At 40.7% G+C, this 20,154-nt stretch carries 15 protein-coding genes; 11 read left to right on the top strand and 4 right to left on the bottom strand.

Annotated elements, in window-relative coordinates:
* Nucleotides 1-203 precede the first annotated feature (203 nt).
* The 4 genes from hflX (at nucleotide 204) to AACU25_RS16115 (ending at nucleotide 8,343) form a co-directional block, all read left to right on the top strand.
* Nucleotides 204-1,892, top strand: coding sequence for a GTPase HflX (gene hflX, locus AACU25_RS16130; RefSeq protein ID WP_096577242.1), 1,689 nt, complete (start codon nucleotides 204-206; stop codon nucleotides 1,890-1,892).
* A 14-nt stretch (nucleotides 1,893-1,906) separates the two neighbouring features.
* Nucleotides 1,907-2,776 (top strand): isoaspartyl peptidase/L-asparaginase family protein, encoded by an 870-nt coding sequence (locus AACU25_RS16125; protein WP_096577240.1) that lies wholly within the window; start codon nucleotides 1,907-1,909, stop codon nucleotides 2,774-2,776.
* A 1,201-nt stretch (nucleotides 2,777-3,977) separates the two neighbouring features.
* Nucleotides 3,978-4,472, top strand: coding sequence for a hypothetical protein (locus AACU25_RS16120; protein WP_096577236.1), 495 nt, complete (start codon nucleotides 3,978-3,980; stop codon nucleotides 4,470-4,472).
* Nucleotides 4,473-4,497: 25 nt separating this feature from the next.
* Entirely contained in the window at nucleotides 4,498-8,343 is a 3,846-nt protein-coding gene (locus AACU25_RS16115; protein WP_096577234.1) for a leucine-rich repeat domain-containing protein, read from the top strand.
* Nucleotides 8,344-9,064: 721 nt separating this feature from the next.
* On the opposite strand, the gene AACU25_RS16110 is transcribed toward AACU25_RS16115, so the two are convergent.
* Together AACU25_RS16110 and AACU25_RS16105 are read right to left on the bottom strand one after the other, a co-directional pair.
* A complete protein-coding gene (locus AACU25_RS16110) occupies nucleotides 9,065-9,883 on the bottom strand; it encodes a MinD/ParA family ATP-binding protein (protein WP_096577232.1) in 819 nt (272 codons plus the stop codon).
* 206 nt (nucleotides 9,884-10,089) lie between these two features.
* A complete protein-coding gene (locus tag AACU25_RS16105) occupies nucleotides 10,090-11,169 on the bottom strand; it encodes a Tll0287-like domain-containing protein (RefSeq protein ID WP_321206633.1) in 1,080 nt (359 codons plus the stop codon).
* Nucleotides 11,170-11,721: 552 nt separating this feature from the next.
* Here AACU25_RS16105 and AACU25_RS16100 point away from each other — a divergent pair.
* From AACU25_RS16100 to AACU25_RS16080, 5 genes are all read left to right on the top strand, one after another.
* Nucleotides 11,722-11,979 carry a CTB family bacteriocin gene (locus AACU25_RS16100; protein WP_096577230.1) on the top strand — a complete coding sequence of 86 codons (258 nt, stop codon included), beginning with the start codon at nucleotides 11,722-11,724 and terminating at the stop codon, nucleotides 11,977-11,979.
* 106 nt (nucleotides 11,980-12,085) lie between these two features.
* Entirely contained in the window at nucleotides 12,086-12,343 is a 258-nt protein-coding gene (locus tag AACU25_RS16095; protein WP_096577228.1) for a CTB family bacteriocin, read from the top strand.
* A gap of 106 nt (nucleotides 12,344-12,449) precedes the next feature.
* Nucleotides 12,450-12,707 (top strand): CTB family bacteriocin, encoded by a 258-nt coding sequence (locus AACU25_RS16090; protein WP_096577226.1) that lies wholly within the window; start codon nucleotides 12,450-12,452, stop codon nucleotides 12,705-12,707.
* An 80-nt stretch (nucleotides 12,708-12,787) separates the two neighbouring features.
* A complete protein-coding gene (locus AACU25_RS16085; protein ID WP_096577224.1) occupies nucleotides 12,788-13,045 on the top strand; it encodes a CTB family bacteriocin in 258 nt (85 codons plus the stop codon).
* Nucleotides 13,046-13,159: 114 nt separating this feature from the next.
* Entirely contained in the window at nucleotides 13,160-13,408 is a 249-nt protein-coding gene (locus AACU25_RS16080) for a hypothetical protein (RefSeq protein ID WP_190445694.1), read from the top strand.
* A gap of 370 nt (nucleotides 13,409-13,778) precedes the next feature.
* Here the strand turns inward: AACU25_RS16080 and cobW are convergent, their stop codons facing one another.
* Together cobW and AACU25_RS16070 are read right to left on the bottom strand one after the other, a co-directional pair.
* Nucleotides 13,779-14,819 carry a cobalamin biosynthesis protein CobW gene (cobW, locus tag AACU25_RS16075; RefSeq protein ID WP_096577220.1) on the bottom strand — a complete coding sequence of 347 codons (1,041 nt, stop codon included), beginning with the start codon at nucleotides 14,817-14,819 and terminating at the stop codon, nucleotides 13,779-13,781.
* A gap of 413 nt (nucleotides 14,820-15,232) precedes the next feature.
* Nucleotides 15,233-15,949, bottom strand: coding sequence for a biliverdin-producing heme oxygenase (locus AACU25_RS16070; RefSeq protein ID WP_096577216.1), 717 nt, complete (start codon nucleotides 15,947-15,949; stop codon nucleotides 15,233-15,235).
* Between the two features lie 727 nt (nucleotides 15,950-16,676).
* Here AACU25_RS16070 and glmM point away from each other — a divergent pair.
* Nucleotides 16,677-18,134, top strand: coding sequence for a phosphoglucosamine mutase (gene glmM / locus AACU25_RS16065; protein WP_096577214.1), 1,458 nt, complete (start codon nucleotides 16,677-16,679; stop codon nucleotides 18,132-18,134).
* A gap of 58 nt (nucleotides 18,135-18,192) precedes the next feature.
* Nucleotides 18,193-19,830 carry a hormogonium polysaccharide biosynthesis protein HpsL gene (hpsL, locus tag AACU25_RS16060; RefSeq protein ID WP_096577212.1) on the top strand — a complete coding sequence of 546 codons (1,638 nt, stop codon included), beginning with the start codon at nucleotides 18,193-18,195 and terminating at the stop codon, nucleotides 19,828-19,830.
* Nucleotides 19,831-20,154 lie beyond the last annotated feature (324 nt).

Raw genomic sequence — 20,154 nt, 5'->3', positions numbered from 1 at the left:
TAACCCTTTTTGAAGAGAACTTACCTCAATACTTGTTGGTTAAGGGCAAAAGGCGAAGGGTTAAAGGTTTTTTCTTGACCCTTTAACCTTTTCCCCAAACCAAATTCCGAGTTGAAAATCCTTAACCGAGCAGTATTGGAAATTACCCTTCATTTTTGATTTAAAAACACCAGATTCAAATAAGTTTTTCACCTGTTAACAGTATGCAAAATATTTATGGCAATACGCAGGGAATAAGAGCCAGCCAAATCAAACGATTACAGCAGCTTTACGAGCAACGGGAACCAGGAGATAGATTTATTACGCCGGAATTTGCTCAAATTTTAGCGCAGATGAGTAAAGATATCCATCATCAAATTTGTTGTTATGTCAATCGGCGTGGACAAGTTATCCGAGTTGCGATTGGTACACCAATTCAAACTCAAATTCCAGCTGATGAATTACCTCGTCGCAGTGCAAACCGTTTAAGCGGAATTCGTTGCATTACTACTCAATTTAAATCAGAACCACCTGATGATGCAGCATTAGTAGCAATGACACACCAACGCTTAGATGCTCTAATTTTTTTGACGGTAGTTGATAGTCAAGTAGACGACACTTTTTTAGCTTATCTTTTCCCCGATCCAGAGAATCCTTGGGTGGTTTCACCTCCTTTGACTTTAGATGATCTCACCGAACAAGAATTTGATGTTTTAGTTGCGGAATGGGAAGATCAAATTACTGATGCAGGAGAGGGGGTATTTTCATCTCAAGACATCGGATCTACTCAAGATAAAGTGTTGTTAGTAGGAGTACAAACAGAAGATATTTCTAGCCGACGCTTTGAAGATGGGCTTGCTGAACTGGTGCATTTGGTTGAAAGCGCTGGTGGAATTGTCCTAGATACAATGCAACAGAAACGCGATCGCCCTCATCCGCAAACAGTTGTTGGTAAGGGAAAGGTAGAAGAAATCACACTTTTAGCTCAAAAAGTGGGAGCCAATTTGATTGTTTTTGACCGCGATATTTCTGCATCTCAAGCCCGCAATTTAGAGCAAGAAATAGGTATCCCAGTTGTAGACCGCACAGAAGTAATTCTGGATATTTTCGCTCAACGCGCGCGGACTCAAGAGGGTAAATTACAAGTAGAATTGGCGCAACTCGAATATATGTTACCTCGGCTACGCGGTCGCGGTCAGGAAATGTCGAGATTAGGCGCGGGAATTGGGACGCGGGGGCCTGGTGAAACAAAACTAGAGACAGAAAGGCGAGTAATTCAACGGCGAATTGCTCAACTGCAACAAGAAGTCAACCAATTACAAGCACATCGCGCCCGGATTAGACAACAACGACAACAGCAAGAAATTCCGGTTTTAGCATTAGTTGGGTATACCAACGCAGGTAAATCTACACTGTTGAATGTGCTAACTAATGCGGAGGTTTACACCGCAGACCAACTTTTCGCCACCCTCGACCCAACAACACGCAAAATAGTAATTACAGAACCGAAAACACAACAACGGCGGTCAATTCTACTTACAGATACAGTCGGGTTTATTCACGAACTCCCACCCTCATTAATGGATGCATTTCGCGCCACATTAGAGGAAGTGGTTGAAGCAGATGCTTTGCTTCATGTCGTAGATTTATCCCATCCAGCCTGGGAAGACCATATTGTGAGTGTGGAAGAAATACTCGCAGATATGCCTGAAATTCCTGGCAAGAGTGTGATTGTTTTTAACAAAATTGACCGTGTATATAGGCAAACTTTGGTGGAAGCTCAACAAATGTATCCCGAAGCGGTGTTTATATCTGCAATTGAGCGCTTAGGTTTAGAAACATTAAAAATGCGATCGCTGCAATTAATAGACAAACCTCTAGAGGCGATCGCCATACCCCAAAACTCATATTAACTAAAGGAAATCCTATGATACCGACGATCATCGTTCATGGTGGAGCAAAAACCATTTCTGATGACAAAGTTGCGGCTAACAATGCAGGCTGTACAGCAGCAGCAGCAGGTTGGGCAGTACTGATTAGTGGTGGTAGTGCTGCAGAAGCCGTAGAAGCAGCTATTCGCGTATTGGAAGCAGACCAGACATTTAACGCCAGTCTGGGTGCCACTCTCAACAGCGATGGCGAAGTAGAGTTAGACGCAGCGATCATGGAAGGTTCTTTAAGTTGGGGAGCAGTTGCAGCAGTTCAAGGTGTCCGTCATCCAATTTCAGTAGCACGCAAAATTATGGATGATAAACCCAGGCTACTAGTAGCGCGGGGTGCAGAACGCTTCGCCATAGATTGCGGGGCGGAGATGTGTAAAAAAGAAGACTTAATTGCCGAAGAGCAGTGGCAACAGTGGAAGGAAGATCAGAAAGTAAGCGATCGCCCTAACACTGTAGGTTGCGTAGCTTTAGATGCTGGCGGTATTTTAGCTGCTGGTACTTCAACTGGTGGTACTACCAAGCAACAACAAGGTCGCGTTGGTGACACTGCGGTTGTTGGCTCTGGCTTGTACGCCGATAATAAACTAGGTGCTTGCTCAACCACAGGTGATGGCGAGTCGATTATCCCAGTAGTTTTGGCGAAAACTGCGATCGATTTTTTAACTGGAGACAGACATCCAGACGAAGCTGCACAGATGGCGATTGATGCTTTGAAATCTAAAGTTAAAGGTGAGGCTGGGTGCATCCTTGTAGACCGTCAAGGACGCATAGGCTGGGCGTATAACTCATCACACATGGCTTGTGCTTATATGACCCAAGGTCAAGATAAAGTAGCTTTCTTTACCAAAAAATGATTCACCTATCGCTCAAAGAACAGCTTTTCTATAAATAACCGCATCTATTTGTAGGTGCGGTTTGTCAGAAACGTTAATCATTTTTCTGCAAGTTATTTTATCCTTTTGCTCAAGAATTAATTTATTTAACTGCCTTTAATTAAGAGAAAAAATAGGCAATTTCAAATATAATGCAACACAGAAAAAACTAGCCAAGTTTGTTTAATTTGCCATCAAACTTTTCAGATTTTGGCAGCGAGATTAATTGTCTGCAATGACCAAGGCAAAGGCTATGGAGATATTTGTCCCCAATGTACAGCCAAGGGTAGCAATTGGGTTCACCATCAACTCCAACAATTGAGCAATCAGCTACTAGCCTTAAAATAATCCTGAGTCCGTCATAACTTTAGTCGTCAACATTAAAAGTAAATAGCTAAAAATTTTAAAACAGTTAGAAGCAAGCAACAACTTAAACAATAACCAAATTTTTCTCAAAATTGATTTTGGATTTCTGTGCAATCATGAATAATCAAAAAATTGGAAATATATATTTCAACTCAAAGCCATAATTAATTGGGTTGAATCTGTGTTTTTGCTATTATCCGACCAATGGATTCGTGAGTTAGTGGGAAAAAAGCCCCTATTAAATAGTGAATATTCACATTTATTTCTCGGTTTAGTATTCGTTATCGGGATTGGCTATTGGTTGGTTGGTAACGATATTTCCCACAATCATGGCATTATAAAACTGGGAATTATCGCGCAATGTTCAGTTTTTCTTGTGCTGTTTTATCACACTTTAATCAATAATCTTCATCCCTTTTATTTACTTCCGGGTATTATTGACCTGATTTTTGCAATCCTATTTGGTGTATTTTTAAACTCTTACGCGCGCACTCAACCAGTTATGGAGTGAATCAATTTTAGATTTTGGATTTTAGATTGATAAGATGTCCGGCAAATTACCCTTAATATGTCATTGCGAGCAGAACGAAGTGGAGCGTTCGCCGAAGGTGTTCTCGAAGAGTAGCAATTACAAGGTCTCTGCGATTACTTCACTTCGCTATCGCTACTTACCCTGCGGGAAGTCAGCTAAGTAATGACAAATCATTTACCGGACATGATATGACACAATGAAACTCTAAAATTCAATGATTATATGTATATATGAGTTTTATCAAGTAATATGTTATAGGTTATAAGTGTTATTACTGTAGGACTGATGTCTGATTCTCAACCTTCTACCTCTTCTAACGCTAATCCTTTAGATAATTTTGAGATGGAGTTATTGAAGCAGGAATATTTTTTCCTGCAAAATACCATTGAAGATTACAATAAGCAGATTTGGGCAATTAAAGCCCTTGGTATCACTGGAACTGGTGCCGTGATTCTATTTGCACTGCAACAGAATAAGAGTCTTATTGCTTTGCTTGGCTGCGCCATTCCCATCTTTTTTTGGGTTTTAGAGAGTCAGTGGAAGCATTTTCAGCGTGGGTTTTATCCCCGTGTAGCCGAAATTGAAACCATCCTTGTGGAAAGCTGCAAGTTGAGAGGGCCTGCCATCTTTAATAGCTGGAGTTATTCATTAAAACGGGTTACAGTTCCCAAACGTAAAGGTTATATTTGGGACGGGTTGCTAAATCCCACTGTGTTTATCAGTTACATTTTAGAAATTGTTTTTCTTCTAATTGCTTGGAAGGTAATTCCCTTAATTTGAGGCTGGTTAATAAGGAATTCTCTCAATGGCTCAAACACTGACCTGGTTACATCTTTCAGATCTCCATGCTTGTAAACCGCGAACTGGTTGGGATGCTAAAAGAGTTACGGATACTCTCTGCAAGGATCTTAAGAAAATGCAGAAGCAGCATGGGTTAAGACCAGATTTGATTTTTTTTACGGGTGATGCTGCGTTTGGGCATATTGGGGATAGTGGCGGAAAATCAATAGCTGAACAATTTCGTGAAGCTCACGATTTCTTAACAACAGTTCGAGAATCTTTTGATCCAGTAATTGAGCAACGGAACCTTTTTCTTGTACCAGGTAATCATGATGTTAATCGAAATAAAATATCGAAATTCGAGAAACAAGCATTAGAGAGTATTAGCTCACTTGATGAAATTACCAGTATTGTCAAAGATATTGGTATAGATTGGCAACGAATTATTGGTCGATTAGATGATTATGCTCACTTTCTCCAAACTTATGGTTATGACCATTTACTGACAGGAAAAGAGCATTTGATTTATGCAGATGCGCGTGAAGTTGCTGATTTGCGTATTGGTATTGCTGGTTTTAATTCTGCGTGGTCATCATCAGGATCTGGCCGAGCAGAAATGGGTCGATTATGGATGGGAGGTAGGTTTCAGTTGGAAACTCTGCTGGACAAACTTCCCAAGAATGATTTTGCTATTGCGCTTTTACATCATCCTACAAATTGGTTAGTGCCTGAAGAAAACCCAAGCTTTGGTAGGCAATTAGAACGAGATTTTCCTTTTGTTCTACATGGGCATGAACATCAGGATTTTGTTCGTACTAATGCTGCAACCGGACACACAGTTATTTCAGCAGGTGCTTGTCATGAATGGTCTGAAAGTAAAAACAATGGTTATAACTTGGTGCGGCTTGACTTTGAACAAGGAACTGGTGAGGTTTGGTTGCGCCAATATGATTCTACAGGTGCGGGTTGGATTCCTCGCATTATTTATGGGCAAACAGATGATTTAGGATGTTGGAAGTTAACACATTTAAAGCCTTGGATAGAAAATTTATGTAGTTCTTTAGCTGCAAAAAAAAACTCTAACCCTGCTGTAGAAGTATCAATAGATAATATTCAGATTGAGATTAATCCTGAGAGTAAAGTTGATCGAGCCGAAGATTATGAGGTTCGTTATCGTAAAGCTGTGGTTAATAAGTTAGATTATGTACAGCTTTTTGGTATTGATGTACCTAGAGAGTCCAAGGAATATTCACTAACTGTTTCGTATGTATCTTTGAATTTGTCTGATGAAGATGAGGAGATTACAGAAGCAGAAGAATTAGAAGGTGATATTAACGAACTAACAGCTAAAGATTCAAATACATTTCCAGCAGAGCAGGTCTTTGATAATCTTGGTGTGAAAAAGCGTTTGCTGATACGTGGAGTCGCTGGTAGTGGAAAAACCACCCTTTTGCGTTGGGCAGCTGTTCAATCTGCTAAAGATGAACCTGTTTCTAGAGACACAGCAAAACAAAAATTATCATTAATTAAGCCTTCATTGAGTCAGCTTGATGGAGAGGCGGATACTCAATTACCAGATAATTCTGGTGACTGGCGAGACAAAATTCCCTTTATTATTCGCTTGCGGGATTACACTAAAGGTCAGTTGCCCCGACCTGGTGAATTTCCTCTTTTACTAGCAAAAGAGCTACCCGATCCTCCTGCAAATTGGATTGATGATATCTTAAACAATGGTCGTGCCTTGGTGATGTTTGACGGTGTAGATGAAGTTCCGCAGCAAGCACGGGATGAAACTATGCGGGAAATTCGTCAGTTAATGAAAACTTACCCAGATAATTACTATGTGGTGACAACACGCCCTGAAGCAGTTGAACGAGTTGAGTTTATTGAACTTGGGTTTGTCTCTGCGCGGGTTGAACCAATGACCCCTGCTGACCGAGATACCTTTATTGATAAATGGCATCAGGCAATGGAGGTTCGTTTACGCAATTGGAACGAACCTGCTGATTTACGACCTTTGGCTAAACGCTTAAAACAGCGACTTGAAGCTACCCCTGCTGTGGCGCGATTGACCAGTAATCCTTTGCTTTGTGCAGTAGTTTGTGCGCTTCATCGGGTAAGAAATGAGAACCTTCCAGAAACACCTGTTGATTTATGCGAAAAGCTGTGTGAAATGCTGCTGGATCGCCGAGATAAGGAACGTTTGAGCAGTGAAGCCCGAAAATGGATTGATGAAGCCTATGGAAAATTAGAATTTCGGGTTCGCAAAGGATTGCTGTCTCAACTTGCTTACCACATGGTTAGTTCAGGTGTATCTGCGATTACTGAGGCTGAAGCTAAAGAACAAATTAGTACAGCTTTAGAAAGCTACAAGCTTTCTAATATTAATGCTGCCAATGTTCTTCAAGCACTTGTTGAGCGCAGTGGGATGCTTCAAGTATTAGGTGAGCAAATTGAATTTCTGCACAATACTTTAAAAGAGTTCCTCGCAGCTGAACGTTTTGTTAATATCGGTGATGTTCAGACATTAGCAAATCACACTGATGAAGCTTCCTGGCAACCTGTTATTTTGTTTGCTGTGGCGCTACCAAGAGATGGTTCTAGCTTTGCTACTGAACTTGTAAGAGCAATTCTGGAAAAAACTCCTTTAAATGCTCCCGCTAAAGCACGGTCAAAAAAAGCACGATTAGAAGCTGCAAAAATCAGATCCCAGCAGTTCTTTTTCCTTAGGTGTTACACAAATGCCTACCAACTAAATGATTCAGAAATTAGCCAAGCTTTTACCAAGTTATCAGAACAACTGTTGCCACCGCAAAATATGACGGATGCTACAGTCTTAGCATCCTGTGGTGAAGCGCTCATACCTTATCTTAAAAAGAAAGCAAGCTGGAAAGCACCAGAACGTGCAGCCTGTGTGCGAACGCTGGGATTAATTGGTGATCAGAGAGCCAGCGAGCTTTTGAAAGAGTTTTTAGAGGATTCGACTGTCACAGTGGCTCAAGAACTAGCGAGCTTTGTTGATGATTGGAGCAAAATCTCAGTCATTGAAAAATCCAGCTACATTCCGATTCCAATTACAATTGTAAGAAAATTACGTGACTTAAATCCGTTATCTAATTTAACTAACCTCAGAGAGCTAAATCTTGCACAAACACAGGTGAGCGATGTTTCCGCTCTAGCTAACCTCACCAACCTCAAATCGCTAAATCTTAGACAAACGCAGGTGAGCGATGTTTCTGCTCTAGCTAACCTCACCAACCTCAGATTGCTATATCTTACACAAACGCAGGTGAGCGATGTTTCCGCTCTAGCTAACCTCACCAACCTCGAAAGGCTATATCTTGCACAAACGCAGGTGAGCGATGTTTCCGCTCTAGCTAACCTCACCACCCTCACAGAGCTAAATCTTACACAAACGCAGGTGAGCGATGTTTCTGCTCTAGCTAACCTCACCAACCTCACAGAGCTAAATCTTACACAAACACAGGTGAGCAATGTTTCTGCTTTAGCTAACCTCACCACCCTCAGAGAACTATATCTTAGACTAACGCAGGTGAGCAATGTTTCTGCTCTAGCTAACCTCACCACCCTCAGAGAGTTAAATCTTACACAAACGCAGGTGAGCGATGTTTCTGCTCTGGCTAACCTCACCAAACTCGAAAGGCTAAATCTTACACAAACGCAGGTGAGCGATGTTTCTGCTCTGGCTAACCTCACCAACCTCAGATTGCTAGATATTAGACAAACGCAGGTGAGCGATGTTTCTGCTCTGGCTAACCTCACCAACCTCAGATTGCTAGATATTAGACAAACGCAGGTGAGTGATGTTTCTGCTCTAGCTAACCTCACCACCCTCAATATAATTCCATAACATGAGGATATCTATTTTGGATTTGGAATATCTGTTGTAAATTGCTTACTTATAGTTTGCTTTATCTCTCACTAAGCGATCGCCTTTAGTGGGTATTCTGTGCGATCGCTATAGTGTTGCCCTGGTGGTTTACAAAAGAATAATATCGTTGAGATAAATGAATGGGTAAGCTGCGTATTATTCCGCTTTTATTAAATCTTTTGGCTGTTTGATTGGGAATAGAACTCGTATTAGCTGACCAGTTTAGGAGCCGTATTAGCAGCAGGTTCTGTGGGTGTGGCATTAATTAGTAGTGTAGCTGGTGTTGCTGTAGGTGCAGCCGCAAATCAGGATTGAGTCATTAGCTGTTTTAATATGGCGAAGCTCCTCAATGACTCTCTGAGGAGCTTTATTAAAATTAAGTTTACCGTTGCATTAGCGTAATACCTATTTTGTATTTAAAACATTGAACAAAACGCTATTTCCAGATTTTCAAACAAAAATATACTAATTAAAATAATGTTGGCGGCAAATAAATTCTTTGTACGGGCACGGCATCCACAATCTTTTGGTACATCAAATTATCTTACTGGTGCCGTGCCCCTACCTATCCCAATCTGGTAGAGTTTTTAATTTAAAAAAACGGTAAGGGCACAAAATTTTGTACCCGTGCGATTACTTGCGTCTAACTAATTTTCAATGTGCTGTCTTTTATACCGAGTCCCAGTCCCCAATCCCTTACCTATCTCCTATTTCGGGTGAATATATTATTATTTACAGGTTGATTATTTTCCATTAAACTTTGAGCAATAACACTGATAGTTTTTGTCCAAGGATGCTCTGGATAACGCATAGAGAAAATATCACTACTAGCTAAATGAAACATTTCCTCACACACAGGTAAAATCCCAGCAACAGGAACTTTATAAATATCTTGAACTTGTTGTTTTAAAGATGGAGTATTTAAGCTAGGTAATACTTTATTCATTACTAATAGCATTTTAGGAACTTCTAATTTACGTGCCACATCAATGGTTACTGCTGTTCCTTGATAGTCTTGTTTGTCGGGACGTAAAATTACCAGCAATATATCTGAAATAATCACCGAAAGTAGAGTTTCTTCGTTAATGCCAGGGTGAGTATCAATAAATAGATAATCTAACTGTAAACGCTGCATGAGTTGGCGAAATCCATCATTGAGTAAACGCGCATCATATCCTTCACGCAGAATTCGAGATATTTCTCCAGTTTTAATGCTAGATGGAATTAGATATATTTTGCCGCGATTATTGGTAAACCAACCTTTGCGTGTTGTAAATACAGAACTGACATCATAGGTGGCGGCTTCAATTGCACAACGTCCCCATAAGTAATCATTAAGTGTGTATTTGATTTTAGTTTCATCTAAACCAAAGGGGACGTGAATCCCAGGTGATTGAATATCTGTGTCTACAATTCCTACTCGCGCACCTCCACGCGCCAACACAGTTGCGAGGTTTGCAGTTACGTTAGATTTACCTGTACCACCACGAAATGAGTGAATAGAAATAATTTTTGCCATTTTTTTGACTCCGATATTTAGTAATAGAAATTATCTTTGATGCTGTAGATTACAGTTCTCACCTGTGTGGGTTACAATACTTGTCGGTTAAGGGGAAAAGGGGAAGGGGAAAAGGGGCAAGAAAAAACCTTTAACCTTTAACCTTTTCCCAAACCAAATTAAGAGTTTAAAATCCTTAACCGAGCAGTATTGGTGTGGGTTAGGGCTTATTCTTCGGGATTTCCATATTGATTGCGAATCTCTTTTGCTGTTTGTTGCAATTTTTGGAAATAATCGCTCTCAGCAATTTCCTGAACTTCATTTATCCGTTTAGTATTATCGATTTCTACACGTAATTGCTGTAACTGTGCGGATAATTGTTGTTCGCGATCGCTAACTTCGCGTACCATCTTCTGAAATACCCTTCCCAGTTGCCCTAGTTCGTCGGTACGTTGGGCAATTTCGGTGAGTCCTTGGCGTTCTAAATCTCGGACTTCGCTGGCGCTAACGGTTTCGCGGCTAATTGTTTGGGCAAGTTGAGCCATCGGTTTTAAAGGTTGAATTACTCTCCACTTAAGTAAGTAGTTAATGGACACTAGAACTAATGCAAAAATGCCAATGAATATGCTGATGAACAGGAAAAGTGCGTTGCGGGCGTTACCGAAGACTTCGCTAGCTGGAATATAAATAATTTGAGTACCAATAATTTGATTTAGCTTCCAGCCGTAACCGTTTTGAGTACCGTAGCGTTCGACGTGGCTTTTGGGTGCTTGCTCTGGGCTACCATGACACTTAAGACAGCTAGAACTATTAACCACCAATGGTTGAGCCGTGTAAAATAACTGTTCTCCTGCTTGGGAGCGTAAATCTGAGAGACTTTTTAAAGTGCGATCGCTCTCAAACCGCTCAATTAATTTTGCCTCAAAGCGGTCAGCTTGGTCATTAAGATTCGTAGGATTCAGCGTCGCCTGTTTGTAAATCAAATCCTTATACTGCCAATCGGCTTTGAGATTATCAAAGACTCGTTTAGCGGCGATGCTGGGTACAGTTTCGGGGATAAATTCGTTTTGCGGATCGGTAATTTGAGTAATTAGGGGCGCAATATCATTACTGGTGTAACTTCTGACCGAGTTGACTATCTGTATTGCCATCTGTCCGCGTGCATTCATCTCTCCTAAAGCTTTTTGTTCCAGTGCTTTAGATAACGCAAATCCACCCAGCCCAATTCCCGCAATAAAAATGAGCGTGAGTAGCAGCGTAAATTGAGATGCAAGTTTAAAACGTCCCAGCATTTTCGCAAATTCCATCAACGGTCTCTTTTAATTCATATATCTCAGACCCATTCACTCGATCAGATTTTCCAGCATTCTGCAACAAGTCTTTATTCGCACTGGGGTAAAGGGGAAAGGTGTTGAGCCAATACTTGTCGGTTAAGGGTAAAAGGGGAAGGGGAAAAGGGGTAAGAAAAAACCTTTAACCCTTACCCTTTCACCTTTTCCCCAAACTAAATTAAGAGTTTAACATCCTTAACCGAGCAGTATTGGGTGTTGAGCCGCTTTCCGCCTGGTGGGAATGCAACTATAAAAGCGATGTCTGACGACAAGCCACTGCGTGTCTACGCTTCTCCAGTTCCCTCATCTTTCGATATCCAACTTTAGTTGGAGACAGTTTGATTGAGATCCATCTTTTTACAATCCGAACTTTCTGCCGATTACGTTCCCTGGCTAAATTCCCTACTATGAACACATGAAGCGAAACGAAAAGCGCAGCGAAAACAAACCAAGATAAAACAAATTATAACCTGGTTAAAATAAGCTGCTAAATCTTAAAACATTACACAATTAACAAGGAAGAAAAGTATGTCTAACGAAATCAAAAACATCGCTGCTGTTGAACTTTCTGAAGATGAATTAGATAACGTTGCTGGTGGTACTGGTGAATTTATTCTCAGCGGTGGTCAAAATCTAGGACTATTTACTGGTGCTAGCTTCCAACAAAAAAATCTCGCAGTAGGTCAACAAACAATTGCAGGCCCTGGTGGTGCTGGTACTACCACTTTAGTTAACGCTCAAGAAATTATCAGCAATTCTGGTCAAGGTTTGTTTATTAGTCAATAGTTCTCATCATTAACAACCTGGTTAATATCTCATCAATACCAGGTTCTCTCTTCCACATCTAATTTGAAATCACACATTAACTGATTAAATTACAAGGAGTAAAATCATGTCTCACAAAATCAAAAACATCGCTGCTATTGAACTTTCTGAAGATGAATTAGATAACGTTGCTGGCGGTGTTGGTGAATTTGTTCTCAGCGGTGGTCAAAATCTAGGACTATTTACTGGTGCTAGCTTCCAACAAAAAAATCTCGCAGTAGGTCAACAAACAATTGCAGGCCCCGGTGGCGCTGGTACAACCACCTTAGTTAACGCTCAAGAAATTATCAGCAATTCTGGTCAAGGTTTGTTTATTAGTCAATAGTTCTCATCATTAACAACCTGGTTAATATCTCATCAATACCAGGTTATCTCTTCCACATCTGATTTGAAATTACACATTAACTGATTAAATTACAAGGAGTAAAATCATGTCTAACGAAATCAAAAACATTGCTGCTATTGAACTTTCTGAAGATGAATTAGATAACGTTGCTGGTGGTGTTGGCGAATTTGTTCTCAGTGGTGGTCAAAATCTAGGACTATTTACTGGTGCTAGCTTCCAACAAAAAAATCTCGCAGTAGGTCAACAAACAATTGCAGGCCCCGGTGGTGCTGGTACAACCACCTTAGTTAACGCTCAAGAAATTATCAGCAATTCTGGTCAAATACTAACTGTTGGTAACTAATTCTCATCAATACCAGGTTCTTTCTTCCACATCTAATTTGAAATTACACATTAACTGATTAAATTGCAAGGAGTAAAATCATGTCTAACGAAATCAAAAACATCGCTGCTATTGAACTTTCTGAAGATGAATTAGATAACGTTGCTGGCGGTGTTGGTGAATTTATTCTCAGCGGTGGTCAAAATCTAGGACTATTTACTGGTGCTAGCTTCCAACAAAAAAATCTCGCAGTAGGTCAACAAACAATTGCAGGCCCCGGTGGCGCTGGTACTACTACCTTAGTTAATGCTCAAGAAATTATCAGCAATTCTGGTCAAATACTAACTGTTGGTAACTAATTTATAAAATTAACAACCTGGTGTCATCGCACTTCAATATTTCATCAATACCAGGTTTTTGCGTCTACCTCAAATTGGAAATTACACATTAACTCATTAAATTATCAGGAGAAAATGATGTCTGCAAAAATCACAAATATTATTACTATTGAACTTTCTGAAGCTGAATTAGATAACGTTGCTGGTGGAATAGCAACAGTTAGTACTGAAGAAAAAACTTACGATAGCAATCCCGATCCTGGCTTTGTAGCGAATCCAACAAATCCTCAACCAACATTTCCTAGTTTTCCTAGCTTCCCTAGTTTTCCTTCGATTACTCTAGAGATACCATCAATATCTTTCGCGGGAAATGTTAATCATTGATGCTACCAAGATGCTTTGATAGGTAACTGAATTACTTTCTGATAACTTATTTATTCTGTATCCTCTCCACACAAACCTACCTCTTGTTGTGATTAACAAAACAGAGGTAGATTTTTTATGTGATAAAACTAATGCGTAGGCGTAGCCCGTCGTAGACATCGCACTTGTCGGTTTGGCGTTCATGTATACTCGGCAGGCGAGCGCATTGATTTATTGAATTCTCGTTACAATTCTGGGAAAAAGGCTAAATATTTAGTAAATGCACCCTTGACACTCCTTTGCACTGGTTAAATCTACCTTGACTTTTGTCAACAAATAGTATCCAGACATACAATTTGGTCTAAAAAGTCAAGTTTTTTCTTTTACAACATCAAAATGCTACAAGTTGCGATTCGATCTCCGCAGCTTGTAAATTACGACCGATAAACACTAAGCGGGTTTGCCTAGCCTCTTCTGGTAGCCAAGGGCGATCGTAAAATTTATCAAATCGGTTCCCTACGCCTTGCATAACTAAGCGCATGGGTTTGTTTGGCACAACCACAAAACCTTTAATGCGGTAAATTTCTTGTTGGTTTGTCAGTTTTTCTAGCTGTTTTTGCAGTTTTTCGGGGTCAAATGCCTGGTCTAAAATCACGTGAGTTGAGGTAATATCATCATCGTGATCGTGGTCTTCTTCGGTGTCGTGATGGCTGGGACGGCTATCTAGGTTATCTTCAACAGCAGCTTGGTATCCCAGTAAAATGGATGGGTCGAGTTGAGAGTTTTCGCTTTCCACAATCTTCACTACTCTGGGTAACTCTTGTTTGACTAACTCCTCAACCTTAGCTTTAGTCTCAGCATCCACTAAGTCAGTTTTCGTCAAAACTACCAAGTCTGCACAAGCTAGCTGGTCTTCAAACAGTTCTTGCAAGGGAGTCTCATGTTCTAGGCTATCATCTGCTTGCCGTTGGGCTGCGATCGCCTCTGGATCGCTGGCAAATGTCCCCGCTGCTACCGCCGCACAATCGACGACGGTAATCACTGCATCCACCGTTGCACCAGTACGAATTTCCTGCCAACGGAAAGCCTTAATTAACGGTTTTGGTAAAGCTAAACCAGAAGTTTCGATGACGATACAATCGATGCTATCCCGGCGCTTTAATAACTCCTGCATCGTGGGATAAAACTCTTCCTGCACGGTGCAGCATAAGCAACCGTTCGTCAATTCAAAGATATTACTCCCGCCATCTTCATCTTCGGGACAAACTTGACAAGATTTCAACAATTCGCCATCAATACCCAGTTCGCCAAATTCGTTGACTAACACCGCAATTCTGCGTCCTTGGTTATTTTGTAGCAGGTGGCGAATCAGGCTGGTTTTACCACTACCTAAGAAGCCTGTGATTACTGTGACAGGAATTTTTGTAGCCATTGTTTAATTAGAATGTTGCCCATTTGCATTTTCCCTGATTGTGGGGGAATGGGGAATGGGGACTGGGGACTGGGGATTGGGGATTGGGAAAAAAGCAGGGGGGCAGGGAGCAGGGAGCAGGGGGGAAAATAACAAACACCAATTACCAATTACCCATTACCAATTACCCATTACCCATTACCCATTCCCCATTACCCATTACCAATTACCCAATGACAAATGACAAGAGGGGCAATTTCTCTGCGATCGCCTAATTTTAATCAGGTGACCCCAGGGAAATTGCCCCTAAAGGTTAGGAAGATTTAATTTTTATACCAATTCTCCAAAATTCAGCAACGGATTCAAACTCAGAAACTTTGAGAAAATTTAGTTTTCTTTATTTTGAATTTTGAATTTTGAATTTTGAATTGGTATTATTCGGCGGTAGCGAGTTCGGTGCTGCCACGTGTACGCTTGCGGGTGAGGGTGTTGTACAACATGATGCCGATGGCTTTGATTAAATTGCCTTCTAGTTCATTGAACATTTTCATGTTTATGCCAAAAGCAGCGTTAGCTTCGTCAACAATGCGATCGGCTGTAGCTTCATCAATGGGCATCTCATCCAAAGCTTGACGATATTTAGCTTTGAATCCCTTTTCATCGGTAATGTCTGCAAATTCGTAGAAGGCGGTACCTTGGCCATCATTCAGATTCATGGCTGTTTGGGCAATACCTTTGAGAATTTGACCGCCAGATAAGTCGCCCAGGTAACGGGTGTAAGAATGGGCAATTAACAACTCTGGTGCGTTTGCAGATACTTCGCGGATGCGCTTTACATAAGCTTCTCCTGCTGGAGATAGTTGTACTTGCTCGCGCCAATTACTACCGTAGTAAAAACTTAAGTCTTGTTCTAAGGTATGCTTGCGGTTGAGTTCGGTAAAATAAATTTTGCTAACAATTGGGTGGTCGCGATGTTTTTCCATCTCCTCTTCCATCGCTGAGTAGACGAAGTAGAAATTGCCAACTAGCTTGCGATACGAGCTTTTTTCTACCACCCCTTTTAAAAAGCACTTGACAAAACCTACGTTTTCTGCCATCGTATGGGCTTTTTTAGTGCCTACACGCAATTTGCTTGCTAAATTGCTACTCATGCTAAATTTCTCTACTTTAAAAGGTCAACTACCGGAGTGTCTATTTATGACTGGCTAAAAAAGGCCATTAAAACGTTACATTAGAACCATTTGATGAGAATTTATATTAAAAATTCTTAAGCAAGCAGAAGTTTTACTTTTTGCCTAGTTAACAGACTCAGCTGTAGTCAACTTTTGTTCCCACTTTTTAATGTAGAGCTTGCATTGTCTCATTTAGGCTTTAATCGGCTTTTTTAGGCAAAAATAGTCTTATTGAGGGATGAGTACTAACTAATAGCATTCTTTACCATATCTTTACAGTATACATTAGTTTAACGTGTTAATACTTAGCGATAATAATTAAGTTGACAACCAAGCCGATCATCAACACTAGTGATGCTTGCAGACACTAATTATCAATTTCAGGCAATGAATCGCTTAGGAAATCTTTATAATTAGCTATGAATATTCATAAGTATTTTTACTGAATAACAGTCTGTTTAAAATCAATTGTCTCTCAAAGAAAGAAGTATATAGTGGGGGCTGGGGATTGGGAAAAAGCAGGGGGGCAGGGAGCAGGGAGCAGGGGGGGAAAATAACAAACACCCATTACCAATTACCCATTACCAATTACCCATTACCAATCACCCATGCCCAATGCCCAATGCCCAATGCCCCATTCCCCAAAATTGTTTAACAAAGTGTAAAGTGTTATTCTCCTGTGTGAGTGTGTGGAGTTTTTAAAATTATGGTTTCATCTATAACTCGGACTCAAGGCGGCATTCAAAAAGGTTTGACTGCGGCTGAGAATATTGAAAGCAATTCTGAGCGTAATTTAATAGTACTGCCCAAAAATCCTTTATTTGGTACAGATGGGATTCGTGGCAAAGTTGGAGACTTACTGAATGCGCCTTTAGCATTGCAGGTAGGCTTTTGGGCGGGAATTGTGTTGCGTAGTCATGCTGCTAATCCAGGGCCAGTTATTCTGGGACAGGATTCTCGAAACTCCAGCGATATGTTGGCAATGGCTTTGAGTGCTGGGTTAACTGCAGCAGGTGTAGAAGTTTGGCATTTGGGATTATGCCCTACTCCCTGCGTTGCTTATCTTACCAGTGTGAGTGATGCCATTGGTGGTGTAATGATTTCTGCCAGTCATAATCCCCCAGAGGATAATGGAATTAAAGTTTTTGGTGGAAATGGTGCAAAGTTACCCCTAGCATTGCAAGCCGAAATTGAGGCGGGACTGCGGGGTAATATGTCAGCTGTGGCGAATGTCAGTCATTGCGGACGGCATTATTCACGTAAAGAGTTAATTGGGGATTATAGCGAGGCTTTAAAACAACCCTTACAGAGTGTGGTGAATCTGCAAGGGATGAAGATAGTTTTAGATTTAGCTTGGGGTGCAGCAGTTGGGTTAGCCCCGGCGGTATTTACAGAAATGGGGGCAGAGGTAATTTGCTTGCATAACCAAGCAGATGGCGATCGCATTAACGTTAACTGTGGTTCTACTCACCTAGAATTTTTGCAAGCGGCTGTTCAAGAACACAATGCGGATGTCGGCTTTGCTTTCGATGGTGATGCCGATCGCGTTTTGGCTGTAGATAGTAAAGGTAGACAAGTCAATGGCGATTACATTCTTTACCTTTGGGGTCGCCATCTACAGCAAAAGCAACAATTACCAGAGAATTTGATTGTTTCTACCGTTATGGCCAATTTAGGCTTTGAAAAGGCTTGGCAACAAATTGGTGGTCAATTAATTCGCACCGCCGTCGGCGATCAGTATGTACAAGCCGAAATGCTGCGTCATGGCGGAATGCTAGGCGGCGAACAATCTGGTCATATTTTGTGTCGTCATTATGGCATTACTGGTGATGGCTTATTAACAGCCTTACATATAGCAGCATTAATTAAAGAAGCTGGCATTTCCCTACATGACATGGTAGACCAAAGCTTCCAAACCTACCCCCAAATATTGCGGAATGTGCGAGTCCTAGACCGCGATCGCCGTTTAGCATGGAAAGATTGCGAACCCCTACAAAAAGCGATCGCCCAAGCCGAAGCAGCAATGGGTGATGCTGGCAGAATTTTAGTCCGTGTTTCTGGCACAGAACCAGTTATCAGGGTTATGGTGGAAGCGGCCAATGCAGAACTGACTAACCATTGGACAAATGAATTGGTATCACAAGTCCAGCAACATCTAGGATAACCAGTGCTGAAGTGCTGAGTTACATAGACTCACAACTCAGCACTCAGAACTGAAACTCATGGCGAAACCCAAGAAAAAATCCTCCAAATCAAAAAAGCGATCGCAATCAGAAAAACCTCAGCTGAGTCTGAAAGAACAGTTAGCCCAAAAGCGCCAAGCTAACATCGCAAAAAAAGAGTTCACTAGTTTACTAACCGCCGCCTCTTTTAGCGGTGTCTTTTTTGGTATCCTGCTATTTTTCGTTGGTGGAATTAAGGTAGCAGTTCCTGGTGTTTTAGGAATTATTATTCTAGCTTTATCTTATAAATATCCTCGTCAAGCCCTGCTTGCCTTTATCATTTACATCCCCTTTGGCGGTACTATCACTTACTACCTGGGCAATAGTCCTGTACTGCAATTGGCTAAAGACGCTTTCTATGTTCCTGCTTTAATAGGAGTTTGGCAAAGTTCTCGTAAGCAAGGATTACCCTTCATTATTCCCAAAGCAATTAAAACACCCCTGTTGATTTTATTGGGCTTGTGTTTATTAACTTTGGTTTTTGTGAATGCTGGACAACAGTTCAATCCACCCGCTGTAGGGCCGCTGCAAAAAGCACCACAAGAATTTCCTATAGGTCTGGGAATTTTAGGATTAAAAGTATTTTTAGGTTATGTACCCCTAATTACTTGCGCTTACTATTTTATTCGTAATAAAAAAGATTTTCTATTATTATCACGCTTACAAGTTGTCCTCACACTTATCTGTTGTGTATTGGGAGTTATTCAATATTTATTATTACTAACTGGTGTCTGCCAAGGTACCAGAGGTTTTGAAGGTGATTCCTTATTTAGAGCGACGTTAGAGGCTCGATGTTACTTTGGCGGCTCATTATTATATAGTCCAGAAGAAGGAGTTATTCGTTTACCTGGAACCTTTGTTGCCCCTTGGCAATGGGCATGGTTTTTAATATCTAGTACCTTTTTTACCTTTGCTACTGGCTTCACAGATCCTTCTATCTTTTGGCGATTAATTGGGTTAGGTTCCTTAGCATCAGTCTTTATTAATGCGGTGATTTCTGGGCAGAGAATTGCCTTAGCTTTAGTCCCAACTTGTTTTGTGGCTTTGCTATTTTTAACTGGTCAAATTGCCAACCTCAAACGCTTTATTCCCATTGGTATAGGATTAGCTGTAATTCTGGGGATTGCAATGGTTACTAACCCGGCTGTAGTTCAAGAAAGAACCGAGAGTTTTACCAGCCGTTGGGAAGCTTCACCACCCCAAGATTTTATTATTCAGCAATTTGAAGACAACTTGAAAAATGTTGGCCCTTTAGGAAATGGCTTGGGAAGGGCTACTAATTCTGCTCGTTCTATGGGTTCTACCAAACTCATAGAAACTTACTATCCTAAAGTAATGTATGAAGTAGGAATTGTTGGAGTGTTGGGGTTTTTAGGTTTAGTCACCGCCCTTACAACATCAGCCTTTAAAACATATCGTTCCATCAAAAACCGGAATTTACGCAGTCATGCTGCTGCTTTGTGGGTATTTGTCTTATTTATTAGTTACAACACTTACTATTATCCTTTAGATGTCGATCCGGTTGCTGTTTATTACTGGTTTTATGCCGGAGTTCTGTTTAAATTACCACTAATAGATAAACAAGAAAAAGCAAGTAGTGAAGCACAGAATCAAGTAAATAAAAAGCGTCCTCTATAATTGCCAAATTAATGTCAAGGTAGAATTTACTTAGTACAACATAGCGTAAATAAAGCTACCGTTTAAAACAGTCAAAAGCCCAGATATATAAATCTTTTGACTTTTCACTTTTGACTTTTGACTTTTGACTTTTCACTTTTGACTTTTCACTTTTGACTTCCGCCTTGCGGTACTAGTAATTTGTCCCATTAATTTTACTCGGTGAGTTAACTGTTCTATTTCCCTTCTTTTCCTTCTTTCTTTGTGTACTTTGTGTACTTTGCGGTTCGTTCCTAAACCTCCTCAAAATCACTGCGAAGAACTACTTAGAACACTCCCGTAAAC

This window comes from Tolypothrix tenuis PCC 7101 (assembly GCF_963874875.1).
Taxonomy (GTDB): domain Bacteria; phylum Cyanobacteriota; class Cyanobacteriia; order Cyanobacteriales; family Nostocaceae; genus Aulosira; species Aulosira tenue.
Note: the sequence above shows the minus strand (reverse complement) of the source record. Positions and strands in the feature narration are given on the sequence as shown.

What these genes read in the sequence shown, in the direction of transcription:
- hflX (WP_096577242.1), top strand. Translation starts at nt 204, where the DNA reads ATGCAAAATATTTATGGCAATACGCAGGGAATAAGAGCCAGCCAAATC.
- AACU25_RS16125 (WP_096577240.1), top strand. Translation starts at nt 1,907, where the DNA reads ATGATACCGACGATCATCGTTCATGGTGGAGCAAAAACCATTTCTGAT.
- AACU25_RS16120 (WP_096577236.1), top strand. Translation starts at nt 3,978, where the DNA reads ATGTCTGATTCTCAACCTTCTACCTCTTCTAACGCTAATCCTTTAGAT.
- AACU25_RS16115 (WP_096577234.1), top strand. Translation starts at nt 4,498, where the DNA reads ATGGCTCAAACACTGACCTGGTTACATCTTTCAGATCTCCATGCTTGT.
- AACU25_RS16110 (WP_096577232.1), bottom strand. Translation starts at nt 9,883, where the DNA reads ATGGCAAAAATTATTTCTATTCACTCATTTCGTGGTGGTACAGGTAAA.
- AACU25_RS16105 (WP_321206633.1), bottom strand. Translation starts at nt 11,169, where the DNA reads ATGGAATTTGCGAAAATGCTGGGACGTTTTAAACTTGCATCTCAATTT.
- AACU25_RS16100 (WP_096577230.1), top strand. Translation starts at nt 11,722, where the DNA reads ATGTCTAACGAAATCAAAAACATCGCTGCTGTTGAACTTTCTGAAGAT.
- AACU25_RS16095 (WP_096577228.1), top strand. Translation starts at nt 12,086, where the DNA reads ATGTCTCACAAAATCAAAAACATCGCTGCTATTGAACTTTCTGAAGAT.
- AACU25_RS16090 (WP_096577226.1), top strand. Translation starts at nt 12,450, where the DNA reads ATGTCTAACGAAATCAAAAACATTGCTGCTATTGAACTTTCTGAAGAT.
- AACU25_RS16085 (WP_096577224.1), top strand. Translation starts at nt 12,788, where the DNA reads ATGTCTAACGAAATCAAAAACATCGCTGCTATTGAACTTTCTGAAGAT.
- AACU25_RS16080 (WP_190445694.1), top strand. Translation starts at nt 13,160, where the DNA reads ATGATGTCTGCAAAAATCACAAATATTATTACTATTGAACTTTCTGAA.
- cobW (WP_096577220.1), bottom strand. Translation starts at nt 14,819, where the DNA reads ATGGCTACAAAAATTCCTGTCACAGTAATCACAGGCTTCTTAGGTAGT.
- AACU25_RS16070 (WP_096577216.1), bottom strand. Translation starts at nt 15,949, where the DNA reads ATGAGTAGCAATTTAGCAAGCAAATTGCGTGTAGGCACTAAAAAAGCC.
- glmM (WP_096577214.1), top strand. Translation starts at nt 16,677, where the DNA reads ATGGTTTCATCTATAACTCGGACTCAAGGCGGCATTCAAAAAGGTTTG.
- hpsL (WP_096577212.1), top strand. Translation starts at nt 18,193, where the DNA reads ATGGCGAAACCCAAGAAAAAATCCTCCAAATCAAAAAAGCGATCGCAA.